The organism is Paracoccus alkanivorans (assembly GCF_003697785.1).
Classification (GTDB): Bacteria; Pseudomonadota; Alphaproteobacteria; order Rhodobacterales; family Rhodobacteraceae; genus Paracoccus; species Paracoccus alkanivorans.
The window spans coordinates 328,729-344,162 of sequence record NZ_QOKZ01000002.1 but is presented as its reverse complement, the minus strand read 5'-3'; the positions used below and the strand labels follow the sequence as shown (position 1 = coordinate 344,162).

At 63.8% G+C, this 15,434-nt stretch carries 14 protein-coding genes; 9 read left to right on the top strand and 5 right to left on the bottom strand.

The annotated features are described in order from the left end of the window. Window positions 1–37: 37 nt before the first annotated feature. Window positions 38–1,201 carry a M20 aminoacylase family protein gene (locus C9E81_RS06340; RefSeq protein ID WP_122111462.1) on the top strand — a complete coding sequence of 388 codons (1,164 nt, stop codon included), beginning with the start codon at window positions 38–40 and terminating at the stop codon, window positions 1,199–1,201. 161 nt (window positions 1,202–1,362) lie between these two features. On the opposite strand, the gene murJ is transcribed toward C9E81_RS06340, so the two are convergent. The 3 genes from murJ to C9E81_RS06325 are packed head-to-tail and all read right to left on the bottom strand — an operon-like array spanning window position 1,363 to window position 6,891. Then, entirely contained in the window at window positions 1,363–2,889 is a 1,527-nt protein-coding gene (gene murJ, locus C9E81_RS06335) for a murein biosynthesis integral membrane protein MurJ (protein ID WP_122111461.1), read from the bottom strand. 4 nt (window positions 2,890–2,893) lie between these two features. Continuing rightward, window positions 2,894–5,677: a [protein-PII] uridylyltransferase gene (locus C9E81_RS06330; RefSeq protein WP_122111460.1), complete on the bottom strand. Its 2,784-nt coding sequence runs from the start codon at window positions 5,675–5,677 to the stop codon at window positions 2,894–2,896. A 2-nt stretch (window positions 5,678–5,679) separates the two neighbouring features. Continuing rightward, complete coding sequence (locus tag C9E81_RS06325; RefSeq protein WP_122111459.1) at window positions 5,680–6,891, bottom strand: penicillin-binding protein activator; 1,212 nt, start codon at window positions 6,889–6,891, stop codon at window positions 5,680–5,682. A gap of 201 nt (window positions 6,892–7,092) precedes the next feature. On the opposite strand from C9E81_RS06325, the gene rsmI reads away from it, so the two are divergent. From rsmI to gshB, 3 genes are all read left to right on the top strand, one after another. Further along, a complete protein-coding gene (rsmI, locus tag C9E81_RS06320) occupies window positions 7,093–7,947 on the top strand; it encodes a 16S rRNA (cytidine(1402)-2'-O)-methyltransferase (protein WP_243698568.1) in 855 nt (284 codons plus the stop codon). A 34-nt stretch (window positions 7,948–7,981) separates the two neighbouring features. Then, complete coding sequence (locus C9E81_RS06315) at window positions 7,982–8,428, top strand: YraN family protein (RefSeq protein ID WP_122111457.1); 447 nt, start codon at window positions 7,982–7,984, stop codon at window positions 8,426–8,428. A 66-nt stretch (window positions 8,429–8,494) separates the two neighbouring features. Continuing rightward, window positions 8,495–9,442, top strand: coding sequence for a glutathione synthase (gene gshB, locus C9E81_RS06310; RefSeq protein ID WP_122111456.1), 948 nt, complete (start codon window positions 8,495–8,497; stop codon window positions 9,440–9,442). A gap of 304 nt (window positions 9,443–9,746) precedes the next feature. On the opposite strand, the gene fmt is transcribed toward gshB, so the two are convergent. Next, window positions 9,747–10,640: a methionyl-tRNA formyltransferase gene (fmt, locus tag C9E81_RS06305; protein WP_122111455.1), complete on the bottom strand. Its 894-nt coding sequence runs from the start codon at window positions 10,638–10,640 to the stop codon at window positions 9,747–9,749. 110 nt (window positions 10,641–10,750) lie between these two features. After that, window positions 10,751–12,346 (bottom strand): phosphoenolpyruvate carboxykinase, encoded by a 1,596-nt coding sequence (locus tag C9E81_RS06300; protein WP_122111454.1) that lies wholly within the window; start codon window positions 12,344–12,346, stop codon window positions 10,751–10,753. 199 nt (window positions 12,347–12,545) lie between these two features. Here C9E81_RS06300 and C9E81_RS06295 point away from each other — a divergent pair, with 199 nt between their 5' ends. Genes C9E81_RS06295 through C9E81_RS06275 form a run of 5 tightly spaced genes read left to right on the top strand, consistent with a single transcriptional unit; the run spans window position 12,546 to window position 15,343 of the window. Further along, window positions 12,546–12,968: an HPr kinase/phosphorylase gene (locus tag C9E81_RS06295; protein WP_122111453.1), complete on the top strand. Its 423-nt coding sequence runs from the start codon at window positions 12,546–12,548 to the stop codon at window positions 12,966–12,968. Window positions 12,969–13,009: 41 nt separating this feature from the next. Then, window positions 13,010–13,984: an RNase adapter RapZ gene (gene rapZ, locus C9E81_RS06290; RefSeq protein WP_425010629.1), complete on the top strand. Its 975-nt coding sequence runs from the start codon at window positions 13,010–13,012 to the stop codon at window positions 13,982–13,984. Window positions 13,985–14,015: 31 nt separating this feature from the next. Continuing rightward, the gene (locus C9E81_RS06285; protein ID WP_122111452.1) at window positions 14,016–14,438 is read left to right on the top strand and encodes a PTS sugar transporter subunit IIA; all 423 of its coding nucleotides are present in this window, start codon (window positions 14,016–14,018) and stop codon (window positions 14,436–14,438) included. Then, window positions 14,435–14,713, top strand: coding sequence for an HPr family phosphocarrier protein (locus C9E81_RS06280; RefSeq protein ID WP_122111451.1), 279 nt, complete (start codon window positions 14,435–14,437; stop codon window positions 14,711–14,713). Before C9E81_RS06285 ends, C9E81_RS06280 begins: the two co-directional genes overlap by 4 nt. A 12-nt stretch (window positions 14,714–14,725) precedes the next feature. Continuing rightward, on the top strand, window positions 14,726–15,343 hold the full coding sequence (locus tag C9E81_RS06275) for a TetR/AcrR family transcriptional regulator (RefSeq protein WP_243698530.1): 618 nt from the start codon (window positions 14,726–14,728) through the stop codon (window positions 15,341–15,343). The last annotated feature ends 91 nt before the right edge of the window (window positions 15,344–15,434 follow it).

The following is a 15,434-nucleotide window of genomic DNA, read 5'->3' as shown; positions in this document are numbered from 1 at the left end:
GATGGATCGATTGCCACAGCCCGGAAGGTGAGTCCACATGCCAGTCCTGAACCGTATCGCCGATTACGCAGACGAGATGACCGCATGGAGGCGGCACCTGCACCAGAATCCCGAACTGGGCTTTGACTGCCACGAGACGGCGGGCTTCGTCGTTGCCCGGCTGCGTGAATTCGGCGTGGACGAGATCCACGAGGGAATCGGCCGAACCGGAATCGTCGCAATCGTGAACGGGCGGGGGCAGGGACCGGTGATCGGGCTGCGCGCGGATATGGATGCGCTGCCGATGCAAGAGGCGACCGGCGCGGAATGGGCCTCGAAAGTGCCGGGGCGGATGCATGCCTGCGGGCATGACGGACATACGACAATGCTGCTGGGGGCAGCCAGGTATCTTGCCGAGACACGGAATTTCGCGGGGCGCGTGGCGCTGATCTTTCAGCCCGCCGAGGAAAATGGCGGCGGTGGCGATGCCATGGTGCGCGAGGGCATGATGGAGCGTTTCGGCATCGGGCGGGTTTTCGCCATGCATAACAGCCCGAACCATCGGGCGGGCACCATCTATACGACGCCCGGTCCGATCATGGCGGCAGTGGACAGTTTCGAGATCGACGTGAAGGGGCGGGGCGGGCACGGGGCCATGCCGCATCTGACCGCCGATCCCGTCGTGGCCGCGGTGGCCATCGTGAACGCGATACAGACGATCTCCAGCCGCAATCACTATGCGCTGGACGATCTGGTGGTGTCGGTGACCCAGATCCACACCGGCAGCGCCGACAATATCGTGCCCGACGATGCCTGGATTTGCGGCACCGTGCGGACATTCGATCCCCAGGTTCGCGAGATGGTCCGCCGCCGTCTTTCCGAGATCTGCGCAGGGCAGGGCGCGGCCTATAACGTCAGCGCCGAGCTGAATTATATCGAGGGGTATCCGGCAACCGTGAACGACGCCGATCAGGCCGCCTTCGCCGCCGAGGTTGCGCGTGAAGTGGCCGGAGCCGCGAATGTTTCCGACTCGGTCGGGCGCGAGATGGGAGCCGAGGATTTCAGCTATATGCTGAATGCGCGCCCCGGCTGCTACCTGTTCCTCGGACAGGGGGAGGGGCCGGGCGTCCATAATCCCGGCTATGATTTCAATGACGAGGTTGCCCCGGTCGGCGCCAGCTTTTTCGCAAGACTGGTTGAGCGGGCTCAGCCGGCCTCGTGACGCTCGGGCCGGATGGTGGCAGCGCGGTTTCGACCTGATTGGGGCCTCGATGCGATTGCCGCGATTACCCGCTCCGCCCCGTCAGGTGGCGCGGGTAATCGCCGGTTTGTTTTTCGGCATCTCTGGGCGTTAGACCGATATCCGCTTTTGCCGAAGATGCATCAGCGGCGAACTGCGGCCCTCAGTTCCGATAGCCGGTAGGCGCCGGTGGCAAAGCTGAGGCCGAAATAGATCGCGGCGCCGCCGAAGACGAGGATGGCGAGGCCAGGAATGCGGGAGAACCCGGCGGTGTCGAGCCAGTCCTTCATGAACCACAGGGCGAGCGCCATCAGCACCGAGGCCAGTGCGATCCGGGGGGCGGCGCGCAGCAGGCGGGCATCGGCACGGGCGGCCTGTCCCATGGCGCGGGTCCCCCACCAGAGCTGCCCGACCATGACCCATGCCGCGACGGTGGTGCCGATGGCGGCGGCAAGGAACCCGATCAGCGGCATCAGCCCAAAGGCGACGATCGCGTTCACGACCATCGACATCGCGGCAAAGCGGAACGGGGTCTTGGTATCCTCGCGCGCGAAATAGAGCGGCTGCAGGATTTTCTGCAGCACGAAGGCGGGCAGGCCAAGCGCATAGACGATCAGCGCCTTGGCGGTCTGGCTGGTGTCATGGGCGCTGAACTGGCCGCGCTCGAACAGGGTCGCGACCATCGGCTCGGCGATGACGGCGATGGCGAAGGCGGCGGGCAGGGTCAGGAACAGCCCGAACTCCGTCGCGCGCGAATAGGCGGATTGCCCGCCCGCGTGATCCTCGGCCCGCAGGCGGCGGGCCAGTTCCGGCAACAGGACCACGGCGACGGCGGCGCCGACCACGCCAAGCGGCAGCTGATACAGGCGGTCGGAAAAATAAAGCCATGTCACAGCGCCCTCGAAACGCGATGCGACCTGCCGCCCGATCAGCAGGTTGAGCTGCACCACACCCCCGGCAAAGGCGGCGGGCAGGGCAACGGCCAGCAGGCGGCGCATGTCGGGTGAAAGCCGCGGACGGCCCGGCCAGAAGGTCCAGCCGTTGCGATGTGCATCCCACCACACCAGCCCGAGTTGCGAAATGCCGGTCAGCGGCGTCGCCCATGCCAGCGTCAATCCCAGGTCCCAGCCTTGCCAGCGCCCCAGACCCATCGCCACGATGAACAGCAGGTTGAGCAGAACAGGCGCGGCGGCGGCGGCGGTGAAACGGCGGTTGGCGTTCAGCACGCCCGAGATCATCGAGGCCAGCGAGATCAGCAGGATATAGGGAAAGGTGATACGGCCATATTCGACGGCCAATGCAAAGCGCTCGTCGCCCGCGAAACCCGAGGCCATCAGCCAGACGAGCCCCGGCATGAGTATCATCGCGACAGCCGAAAGGATCGTCACGATCGTGAACAGGCCCGAGAACGCCTCGGATGCGAAGCGCTGTGCATCCTCGCGATCGTCCAGCCGCTTGGAAAACATCGGCACGAAGGCGGTATTGAACGCTCCTTCGGCGAAGAAGCGGCGGAACATGTTGGGCAGGGACAAGGCGATGACGAAGGCTTCGGCCATCGGTCCGGTGCCCAGCCAGGCCGCCATGACGATGTCGCGGACAAAGCCCGTCGCCCGCGAAACCATCGTCCAGAGCCCCACCGACAGGAACCCGCGCACCAGCCCCGATTTCATTGGCCTATTCCTCTGCCCGTTTTGCCCCGTCGGCGATTGCCGAGCGCAGTTTCTTTTCCAGCGACAGGCGCTTGGACTCGCTGTGCAGCTTCAGCCCGAACATGTCCTTGACGTAGAAACTGTCAACCACCTGCGCGCCATAGGTAGCGATCACGGCGCTCACGATCTGTATATGATTGGCGGCGAGCGTTCGGGTCAGGTCATAGAGCAGGCCCGGACGGTCGCGGGTATCGACCTCGATGATCGTATAGATGTCGCTGCCCTCGTTGTCGAAGGTGACATGTGTGGGAAAGCGGAACTCGCGGTTGCGCTTCTTGGGCTTGTCGCGGGTGGCGAAAGCCTCGCGGGCCACGATCTCGCCCTTGAGCGTGCGCAGGATGGTCTGACGCAGGCGGGGCAGGCGGTCCTCGGCGAAGGGATGACCCTCAGCGTCCTGTATCCAGAATGCCGCCGTGGCATAGCCGTCGCGCGTGGTGTAGGTGCGCGCATCCACGACATTCGCCCCCATCAGGGTCAGCGCCCCGCACAGACGCGAGAAGATGCCTGGATGGTCGGCCAGCACGAAGGCCGTGCGTGTCGCATCGCGGTCGGTGTCGGGATGCAGGTCGATGCGGATCTCGTCATGGCCGATCTCGCGCAGCATCTCGGCGAAGACTGCCTGCGTCTCGGTCGGCAGGCCGGGCCAGTAGGCGTCGTAATGGCGGGCGATCTCGGTCCGGATCTCCTTCGGCTCCCACCCCCTTGCGATCAGCAGGTGGCGCAGCGAGCGTTTCGCCTCGTTCTGGCGCTTGTCGCGGTTGAGATCCTCCAGCCCGTTCTCCAGCACTGCGGCCGTGTCCTGGTGAAGCTTGCGCAGCAGAACCGCCTTCCAGTTGTTCCATGTGTTCGGGCCGACACCGCGGATGTCGCAGGTTGTCAGCACCAGCAGCAGGTCCAGCCGCTTACGGGTTTTCACCGCCTTGGCGAAATCGCGCAGGGTGCGGGGGTCCGAGATGTCGCGCTTTTGCGCCACGTCCGACATCAGCAGGTGATTGCGCACCAGCCATTCGACCGTCTCCACGTCCTCGGCGGAAAAGCCGAACCGGGTGGCGATGCGACGGGCGATGCGGGCGCCGAGGATCGAGTGATCCTCGGGCCGGCCCTTGCCGATATCGTGCAGCAGGGTGGCCAGATAGAGAACGCGGCGGTTGATGCCCTCCTCCATGATCTCGCTGGAGAGCGGCAGATCCTCGGGATGCTCGCCCCGCTCGATCTCGGCCAGCGCCGCGACGCATTGGATGGAATGCTCGTCCACCGTGTAATGGTGGTAGAGGTTGAACTGCATCATTGCCACGACCGGCTCGAATTCCGGGATGAAGGCGGCGAGCACGCCAAGCTCGTTCATCCGGCGCAGCGAGCGTTCGGGATTGCCGTGCCTGAGCAGCAGGTCCATGAAGATGCGGATCGCCTCGGGGTCGGATCGCACGCGGTCGTCGATCAGATCCAGATTGGCGGCGACAAGGCGCATGGCGTCGGGATGGATCAGGATGCCGGTGCGCAGCGCCTCTTCGAACAGGCGCAGGATATTCAGCGGATCGCGAAAGAACTCGCCCTCGTTCTGGATCGCCAGCCGCCCATGCTGGTCGACGAAGCCCGCCCGGAGCTTGCGCCGTCTGCGGAACAGGCGGCCGAGGAAGGGAGCGCTGCGGACATGCTGCGCCTCCAGTGCGGTCAGGAAGACGCGGGTCAGCTCGCCGACGCGGGTGGCATGGCGGAAATAATCCTGCATGAAATACTCGACCCCGCGCCGGGCGCTGTTGTCGGCGTAGCCCATGCGGCTGGCGACCTCGACCTGCATGTCGAATGACAGCACATCCACGGGCCGCCCCGCGATCAGGTGCAGATGGCAGCGCACCGCCCAGAGGAAATCCTCGGCCTGCCAGAAGGCCAGATGCTCGTCGCGGGTGAAGACGCCCAGATCGACCAGTTCCACAGCGCGGTCGACATGGTGGATATATTTCGCGATCCAGTAGAGCGTCTGCAGGTCGCGCAACCCGCCCTTGCCCTCCTTGACATTGGGTTCCAGCACATAGCGCTGGCCACCCTGCCGTTGATGGCGTGCGGCCCGCTCCTCCAGCTTGGCTTCGAGGAATTCGGGGACGGTCTTTTCAAACAGTTCGGACCACAGCCGGAAACCCAGCTTATGGGCAAGCGGCGCGTTGCCGGTGACGAGCCGGTGCTCGACCAGCGAGGTGCGGATGGTCATGTCGCCTGCGCCGAGCCGCAGGCAGTCGTCTATGGTGCGGATCGAGTGACCGATCTTCAGTTTCAGATCCCACAGCATGTAGAGCATGGACTCGACCACGCTTTCCGCCCAGGGCGTGATCTTGTAGGGCGTCAGGAACAGCAGGTCGACATCGGAGGACGGTGCCATCTCGGCCCGTCCATAGCCGCCGACCGCGAGCACGGCCAGCCGCTCGGCATCGGAAGGCGAATGCAGCGGATGCAGCTGGGTCGTGGCGACATGATGGATGGCCGTGACCAGGCCATCGGTCAGCATCGCGATGGCGCGCACCGTTTCCCGCGCGGCGCGCGGATGGCCCAGGAAGCCGGTCGTGATATCGGCCATCGCTGCGGCCCGGGCTTCGGACAGTTCCGCGACTGTCGCGGCGCGAATATCGCGCGGCTGGTCCAGTTCCGACAACAGGGCATCCAGCCGGGGCAGGAAAATCCCGGGATCGAATATGGCATGCGCCCCGGGCAGTGCCGGGGCGCTTTGAACGACGGTATCGGTGGATGTGCCGCTCAAGATCAGAAACCGAACCCGCCGAAGCCGCGCGGAGCCGGGTCGAGAATGACCAGCTGGTTGTTACGGATCGTGGCCACGGCCAGCCCCCGCTCGGCGGTGCGGTCGGGCCGCAGCCGGAACACCCCACCGACACCGGCAAAGCCCGAATTCTGGGTCAACCCGCTTGTGGTGACGGCATTGCGCTTGCCGGCGCGAACCTGCGAGGCGATCGCCGCGATGCTGTCATAGGCCAGAGGGGCCAGCGCGTGCGGTGCTTCGCCGTAAGCGGCCTGGTAGCGGGCGTTGAATTGCTGCGCAAGCCGCTGATCGGGGATCGCGAACCAGCCATTCTGCAGCTGCTGCAATGTCATGCGCGAGCGGGGCTCGTCCCAACGCGTCAGGCCCATGAACTGGGTAACCTGAGAGGTGACACCTGCCGCGGCCAGTTTCTCGGTCAGATAGGGCAGGACTGCCTGGTGATTGGCGGTCATGAAGATCGCATCCACCTGACCCGATTTCGCTGCCGCCGAGATCTGCGGAGTGACGGAGTCGATGCCGGTGATCGAGACCGGATGGTTGCTGCGCCCGGCCAGCCGTGCGCCATTGCGGGCGATTGCGGCCTCGATGGCGCGGCCGCCGATCTGGCCCGCCACGTCGTCCTCGGCCACGACATAGACGTTGCGCTTGCCCTGGCGGACGCCGTAACCCACCAGCCGATCGGCAATATTGCCGAAATTGGTGCCCATCACGAAAACATTGCCGCCTGCCACCTCGGTATTGTTGGAAAATGACAATACGTTGATATTGCGGGGCATCATGGCGGCGCCGACGGCATTCGCCGCCTCGGCATAAAGCGGACCGACGATGATCTTGGCTCCGGCATCGGCGGCGGCATTGGCCCGCGCGACGGCCTGCTGGGTATTCCCGCCCGTGTCGTAGATGCTCAGGTCGATGTTCGCGCCCTGGGCGTCGGCGGCGGCCATTCTGGCGGCGTTCTTGAGGCTGCGGGCCAGCGTCTCGATATTGGGGTTTCCGGTGCCGCCCGGGACCAGCAATGCCACCTTGACCGGCTGGCCGGGATCGATCATCTGGCCGGCCTCGGGACCCACCGAGGCGACATTGCCTCCGCCCATGGGCTCGCAAGCGGCGATGACAAAGGCGGACAGAACGGCCCCGGCACGCAATGCCAGACGACGGAGCGGAAACGGTCCCCGGCTCGTGATAATTGCGGACATATGAAATTTCCCTGCTGTAATGTAGGTATCGGCGGATCACGGCCAGCAGCCTATGTCCATCGCCCGGGATTGGCAATCAGGCGGAAGGTCCGAAAACGGTAAAAGGAGATGCCTGTGAGCGAAAGACCAGCACGCGGAAACACGGGCACCCGCAGCACCGCGGAGGAGCCGGCCCGCCGTCTTGCGGCACATGTCGAGGCGGTGGCGCTGGAACCGGGCCTGCACCTGGTTGCAACCCCGATCGGCGCGGCACGGGACATCACGCTGCATGCGCTGGATGTGCTGAACTCGGCGGAGCTGCTGGCAGCCGAGGATACAAGGGTGATGCGGCACCTGATGGATATTCACGGCATACCCCTGCGCGGGCGCCGGATCATGGCCTATCACGACCATAACGCCGACCGGCAGCGCCCGGCGATCCTGGTCGCGCTGCGCGAAGGGCGCAGCGTGGCTTATGCATCCGATGCCGGCACGCCGCTGGTCGCCGATCCCGGTTACCGGCTGGCGCGGGACGCGGCCGCGCAGGGCAGCCGGGTGCATGCGGTTCCCGGTCCCTCGGCCGCACTTGCGGCTCTGAGCCTGTCGGGCCTGCCGAGCGACCGGTTCCTGTTCGCCGGATTTCCGCCCGCGACCAAGGCTGCCCGCGCGACATGGCTGCGGCAATGGGCGGTGATCGATGCGACGGTGATCCTGTTCGAGAGCCCCCGGCGGGTTAACCAGACAGTGGAAGAGCTGTTCGAAATCGAGGCGAATCGAGTTATCGTGGTGGCCCGGGAACTGACGAAGAAATTCGAAGAGGTGATTCGGGGAACGGCGGCAGAACTGCTGGCCGATCCGCGTATGCAAAGCCTGAAAGGCGAGGTCGTGCTGGTGCTGGATCGTCCGGCCCCCGTGTCTATCGGCGAGGACCAGCTTCGCGCGGCGCTGCAGGAAAAATTGCAAAGCATGACGGTCAAGGATGCCGCGCGCGAGGTGGCGCATGATCTGGGGCTTCGCAGGAGAGATGTGTATCAGACCGCCCTTGCGCTTGCCGGGCGGGATGACGGCGAGGATTGAGGCGATGTATCGCCTTTGAGGAGAATGTTCCGGAATGGGTTATCAATCGCGGTTTTTCGATGAGCGGATCGATGGCGATGTCAAGCGCGGCACCCCGCCATCGCGACGGTTTCCGGGCAGGCGGGCGAGGCGGGGGGTAGTTGCCGCGATGTCGGGCCTGTTGGCCGAGGAGCGGGTGGCGGCCCATTACAAGGCGCAGGGATATGAGGTGCTTGCACGGCGCTGGCGGGGCAAGGCGGGGGAAATCGATCTTGTCTGTCAGCGCGGTGATGGGGTGATATTTGTCGAGGTGAAATCCGCGTCCACCCATGCGCTGGCGGCGGAGCGGCTGTTGCGCAGGCAGATGGACCGCATCTGCCTGGCCGCCTGTGAGTTTTGCGGGAACCGGCCTGCGGGATCGCTGAGCGAGATGCGCTTCGATGCGGCGCTGGTGGATGCTCCGGGCCGGGTCCGGGTGATCGAAAACGCCTTTGGCGGCTAGTTCCGGGCCACTTGCATCCGCACGTTCCTCGGGCGACAAGCGAGCGACGCATTTCAGGAGGGCGGCATGAGCCTTTACGTCGCATTGCAGATGGATCCGATCGAAGCCGTTGACATCAACGGCGACAGCACCTTTCGCATCGGATTGGAGGCCGAGGCGCGCGGGCACCGGTTGTTCCAGTATACGGTCGATCAGCTTCGCTATGACGAGGGGCGCGTGATCGCACGCGGCCGCCCGGTGACCTTGCGGCGCAAGGAGGGGGATCACGTGACTTTCGGGGATTGGGCCGAAGTCGATCTGAGCGAGTTCGACGTGGTGTGGCTTCGGCAGGATCCGCCTTTCGACATGGGATATGTCACCTCCACCCATCTTCTGGACCGGGTGCATCCCGATACCCTGGTCGTCAATGATCCGTTCTGGGTGCGCAACTGTCCCGAGAAGCTGATGGTTCTGGATTTCCCTGACCTGACCCCGCCGACCATGATCGCCCGTGACCTGTCCGATTTCCGGCGGTTTCGGGAGCGTCACAGCGAAATCATCGTCAAGCCGCTTTACGGCAATGGCGGAGCCGGCGTGTTTCATTTGCGTCCCGGCGATCCGAATCTTTCCGCGCTGCTGGAGACTTTTGCCGGGATCAACCGCGAGCCGATGATCGCGCAGAAATATCTTCCGGCGGTGGCGAAGGGTGATAAGCGGATCATTCTGGTCGATGGAGAGCCGGTCGGCGCAATCAACCGCGTTCCGCAAGAGGGGGAGGCGCGTTCGAACATGCATGTCGGCGGACGTGCCGAGAAAGTCGACCTGACCGATCGGGAGCGTGAAATCTGCAGGCGGATCGGCCCGGTATTGCGCGAGAAAGGGCTGATCTTCACTGGTATCGATGTCATCGACGGCTGGCTGACCGAGATCAATGTCACCTCTCCGACCGGGCTTCAGGAACTGGAGCGTTTTGACGGGATCAACGCGGCGGCCCTGATCTGGGATGCGATCGAGAGACGCTACGCCGAGAGATAAACTATTGCAGGCAAGAGAGGCTGCCGTTTCGGCAGGGGAAATGGTCCGGAACTGTTTTCCCGTTCTGCCTGAATGCATTCGGAATTGGAGTATGCCGCGCCCGCCTCGATTTGAGATTTCCAGCTGGCGTTGACATGCCTCCATCGCTTCAGGCAGCCATGAAGCCTCGGCCGGCAAGTCACGTATCGTGAAATTCAGCCAGCCACGCTGGTTGGCATCGTCGGGGGAATGGATGGGCACCAATCGGCAACCGCGCGTCTCCGGGGCGCGATCGGATTCGTGAACCCGATGGTGAGGCTACAAGTCAATCCAACTTGGCAGGAAGGGTCCAGCCGCGCAGCAATTCCGCGGTCTTCATGGGCTTTTTGCCTGAACGCTGTGCCTGCAGGATTTCGACCGCTCCTTCGCCGCAGGCGATGCGGAAGCCCGGCAGCACTTGTCCCGGCTTGCCTTGTCCGCTGGTCAGTCGGCTGCGCAACAGCTTGACGCGTTCGCCCCCGATCTCGCACCAGGCTCCCGGAAAGGGCGACAGACCGCGGATCTGGCGATCCAGTTCGATGGCGGAACGGTTCCAGTCGATACGCGCCTCGGCCTTGTCGATCTTGGCGGCATAGGTCACGCCTTGCCCGGATTGCGGCTGTGCTTTCATGGGTAGTCCGGCCAGCACCTCGACGATCAGATCCGCCCCCATCGCGGCCAGACGGTCATGCAGATCGGCGGTGGTTTCCTCCGCGCCGATCCGGGTTCGCGCCTCGGCCAGCACCGGCCCGGTATCCAGCCCCGCCTCCATCTGCATGATCGCCACACCTGTCTCGGCATCTCCGGCCATCACCGCCCGATGGATCGGCGCTGCCCCCCGCCATCGCGGCAGCAGCGAGGCATGGATGTTCAGACAGCCCAAGCGGGGTGCATCCAGAACCGCCTGCGGCAGAATCAGGCCATAGGCCACAACGACCGCCACATCCGCCTGCAGCGCGGCAAACTCCTCCTGTGCCTTGGTGTCGCGCAGGCGCAGCGGGGTCCTGACCTCGAGCCCCAACCGTTCCGCCTCCGCATGGACGGGAGAAGGCCGCAATTTCTGCCCTCGTCCCGCCTCTCGCGGTGGCTGCGAATATACTGCCACGACCTCATGCGCCCCTACCAGCATCCGCAATGCAGGAACCGAGAATTCGGGCGTTCCCATGAAAATTACGCGCATGGAACCCCTCTTCCTTACCCCGGATATCTCTGGGCCAAGCCGATGGATTGCGCAACCTCAACCCGCCGGGGCCGGCAGGGCCCCGGCGGGACGCGATCGGGCGCGCTGCTTCAGCCGATTGCCGCCGCGCGAACCTCGTCATCGATGGCGGCCAGGTATTGCGCAAAATTGTCGCTGAACATCTGCACCAGTTTCCGGGCCTGCATGTCATAGGCTTCCGGGTCGCCCCAGGTCTGGCGCGGATCAAGCAGCATATCCGAAACATTCGGCACGCTTACCGGAACCTCGAAGCCGAAATTCGGATCGCGGCGGAACTCGGCATCGTTCAGGCTGCCGTTCAGCGCTGCGGCCAGCAGGGCGCGGGTCGCCTGGATGGGCATGCGCGAACCGGTGCCGAATGCGCCGCCGGTCCAGCCGGTATTGACCAGCCAGCAACTCGAACCATGCCTGGCGATCTTGTTCTGCAGCAACTGCCCATAGACCTCGGGGCGGCGTGGCATGAAAGGAGCGCCGAAGCAGGTCGAGAAGGTCGGGATCGGTTCTTTCACGCCGACTTCGGTGCCCGGAGTCTTGGATGTGAAGCCCGACAGGAAATGATACATCGCCTGCGCCGGGGTCAGCCGGGCGATGGGAGGCAGCACGCCGAAAGCATCGCAGGTCAGCATGATGATATTCTTGGGGTGGCCGCCAAGGCTGGTTTTCGAGGCGTTCGAGATGGCGTCGAGCGGATAGGCGCAGCGCATGTTGTCGGTGATCGAGTTATCCTCGAAATCCAGCTCCAGGCTGTCCTCGTCATAGACCATGTTCTCGATCACGGTGCCGAAGCGCGAGGTGGTAGCGTAGATCTCGGGCTCGGCCTTGGGCGACAGGCTGATGGTCTTGGCGTAGCAGCCGCCCTCGAAGTTGAAGATGCCGCGATCGGACCAGCCATGCTCGTCATCGCCTATCAGCACGCGCGAGGGATCGGCTGAAAGCGTCGTCTTGCCGGTCCCTGAAAGGCCGAAGAACACGGCGCTGTCATCGGGATTGCCGGGGGCATGGTTGGCGCTGCAATGCATGGCCATGATGTTCTTGGCCGGCAGGAAGTAGTTGAGCAGCGTGAAGACGGATTTCTTGTTCTCGCCCGCATAGGCCGAATTGCCGATGAGGATCAGCTTCTTTTCGAAATTCAGCGCGATCACGGTTTCACTGCGGCACCCATGACACTCGGGGTCGGCCTTGAAGCTGGGGCAGTTGATGATGGTGAATTCGGGGGTGAAGCCGGTCAGTTCCGCAGCCTCGGGACGGCGCAGCATATGGCGGATGAACAGGCCATGCCATGCCAGTTCGGTCACGACCCGGACATCCAGCCGCTCTTCGGGATCGGCGCCGCCGAAGAGATCCTGCACGAAATAGTCGCGCCCCTTCATATGGGCCAGCATGTCGGCATACAGCCGGTCGAAGGCGTCAGGCGACATCGGCTTGTTGTTCTCCCACCAGATCGTGTCCTCGACGGCGGGGGTGCGAACGACGAACTTGTCCTTGGGAGAGCGGCCTGTATGCGCGCCGGTCGAGACGAGGAACGTGCCGCCAAGGCCGATCCTGCCTTCGTTCCGGGCGACCGCTTCGGTCATCAGGGCAGGTTCCAGCAGGTTGTAATAAACCCGGCCGAGTCCCTCGATACCCTGATCCTCCAACCGGCAATTCGGGTTCACGCGCGTGGTCATGTGATATGCTCCTGACTTACTGGGCGCCTGCAAAGGTAATGTGACGCAGTAAGTCGGGCCTATAGCACAGGGTTCCAATGAAAAAAGAAGCTAGCGATCCCGGTTAGCGCAAACTTCACATGTTATCGCCATCAAGGGGGTCAAAAGCTGGCTGGTGGCGGAAAAAAGCTGACAAGCTTGGTCCGGATCGGAGGGCGATATGATTCGAACAACACAGATTCACGGAACGGTGGTCGCGCTGGCGGGGCGGGGACTCCTGATCATCGGACCGTCCGGCTCGGGCAAATCCACCCTCGCGCTGCAGTTGATGGCCGTGGGCGCGCAACTGGTCAGCGACGACCGGACCGATCTGCATCGCGAAGAAGACAGGATCATCGCGGCGGCCCCCGCGACATTGTCCGGGCGGATAGAGGCGCACCGGATCGGTGTATTGTTTGCAGATGCAGCAAGTCCCACGGCCCTGTCGCTTGTGGTCGATTTGGGCCGGGAGGAGGAGACGCGTTTACCTCCTTTGCGGTATCATGAGTTGCTGGGGATTCAACTACCACTTGCACTCGGCCCTTATCGACCGCATCTTTATGCTGCGCTGCGGCAGTATCTGCTGGCCGGACGCGCCGATTAGCGTCAAGCGAAAGGAGCATGGATCAAATGGCCGAGGACCGGATGGCTTGCGGGAAGGATCGAAGCAATCCCGATCCTGCAGCGATGCAACGCGTCGTCCTGGTCACGGGCCCGTCGGGCGCAGGGCGTTCGACCGCCATCAACGTGCTTGAGGATCTGGGATTCGAGGCGATCGACAACCTGCCGCTTTCACTGGTCCCACGCCTCCTGGACGGGCCGTCTCGCCCCGGGCCGCTGGCCCTCGGGCTTGACGTGCGCAATAGGGATTTCTCGGCGGCGAATCTGATAGAACTGATCGACCGCCTGACCCGCAATCCGCATTATGCACCCGAAGTGCTGTATCTCGACTGTGCGCCCGACACACTGCTCAGCCGTTATAACGAGACACGGCGCAGGCATCCGCTGGCCCCCGACGGATCGCCCCTGATGGGGGTCACGAGCGAGGTCGACCTGCTGGCGCCGATTCGGGCGCGCGCCGACGTGCTGGTCGATACGACGGAATTGTCGCCGCATGACCTGAGGGCCGAGCTTGGGCGCTGGTTCGACACGCGTCCCGACAGGCGGCTGAGCGTATCGGTCCATTCCTTTTCCTACAAGCGGGGGGTGCCGCGCGGACTCGACCTCATGTTCGACTGCCGCTTCCTGGCCAATCCGCATTGGGAGAAGGGCCTGCGCGAGATGAATGGAACACAGGCTGAGGTCCAGGACTTCGTCTGCCGCGATTCGCGTTACGAGGAATTCTTCTCACGCATACGCGATCTGATAGTTTTTCTGCTTCCCGCGCATGTCGAGGAGGGCAAAACTCACCTGTCGATCGGCTTTGGGTGTACCGGAGGGCAACACCGTTCGGTTACTTTGGTGGAAAAAATGGCAGTAGCGCTTGCAGATGCGGGATGGCCGGTGTCAATAAGGCATAGGGAACTTGAACGCCGTATGACAGCGTCCCCGGCCATTGGCGAAGTCTTGCCCGCCAGCGCGGCAGGACAAGGGGCCATTCGCCCGGGGAATGCGTCGTGATAAGCGGCTTTATTAGTACTGGTGGAACGCGTTGATCGGAATTGTCATTGTCGCACATGGCGGGCTTGCGCGGGAATATCTGTCCGCGGTCGAGCATGTCGTAGGTCCGCAAAGCGGCATTGCCGCCGTCTCGATCGAGGATGATCACGACCGGGCTGCGAAAACCGCTGAAATCCAGGCCGCCGCGAATGCTGTCGATCATGGCGATGGCGTGGTGGTGGTCACGGATTTGTTCGGCGGTTCGCCCTCGAACCTGTCTGTGCCTGCCTGCGCGATGCGGAACCGCACGATCCTGTATGGTGCCAATCTGCCGATGCTGGTCAAGCTGGCCAAGTCGCGGCATCTGCCGGTGCCCGACGCGGTTGCCTTCGCCAAGGAGGCGGGGCGCAAATATATCAACTCCTACAATGTCCCGATCGAGGCGGTCCTTGATACCGGGACCCATGCAAGATGAGTTCTTCCGTTACCCGTGAATTGCCGATCATCAATGTCAAGGGTCTGCATGCACGGGCCAGCGCGAAATTCGTCGATGTGGTCGAGCGTTTCGACGCGCAGGCGATGGTCGAAAAGGACGGGATGAGCGTGTCGGGCGATTCGATCATGGGGCTGCTGATGCTGACCGCCCCGCGCGGCAGTGCGATTACCGTGACGACGACCGGGCCGGATGCGGCGGCGCTGGCGGATGCGCTGGAGGAACTGGTGGCCGATTATTTCGGCGAAGGCATGTAGGGCGGCGGTGCATTGGCGGACCGCAAGAGCTATCATCACGGAAACCTGCGCCAGGCATTGGTCGAGGCGACCGCCGCGCTGATCGAGGAACTCGGCCCGCAAGCCTTCACCATGTCCGAGGCGGCGCGCCGTGCCGGGGTTTCCCCGGCGGCGCCCTATCGGCATTTCAAGGGCCGCGACGACCTGATCGAAGAGGTTGCGCGTCTCGGTTTTCTGGAATTCACCGAACGGCTGGATGCGGCCTTCGACGACGGCCATCCCCGGACCCTGACCGCGTTTCTGCGGATGGGACAGGCTTACCTGGATTTCGCACGGCAGCGGCCCGGCTATTACATGGCGATGTTCGAATCGGGGATCTCGATCGCGGGGAATGCCGAACTGTCCCAGGCATCCGAGAAAGCGCAGGGGGTCCTGTTGCGCGCGGCAGAGGCCCTGGCAAGCCGATTGCCCGAGAACCGGCGCCCTCCCGCGCGCATGGTTGCCAATCATATCTGGGCGATGAGCCATGGTGTGGTCGAATTGTTCTCGCGCGGCAAGCCCGGAAGGCGGGCGCCGGTCGAACCGGCCGAGATGCTGGAAAGCGGCGCGATCATCTATCTGCGCGGGCTGGGGCTGATTCCCGACGATTGACCGGCGGATCAGATAGGCGGATGATGAATCAAGGGCGTATAAGCCGGAATCCCCCGCCCGAATTGCCGCGAAATTGCCTGTAAAATCGCGG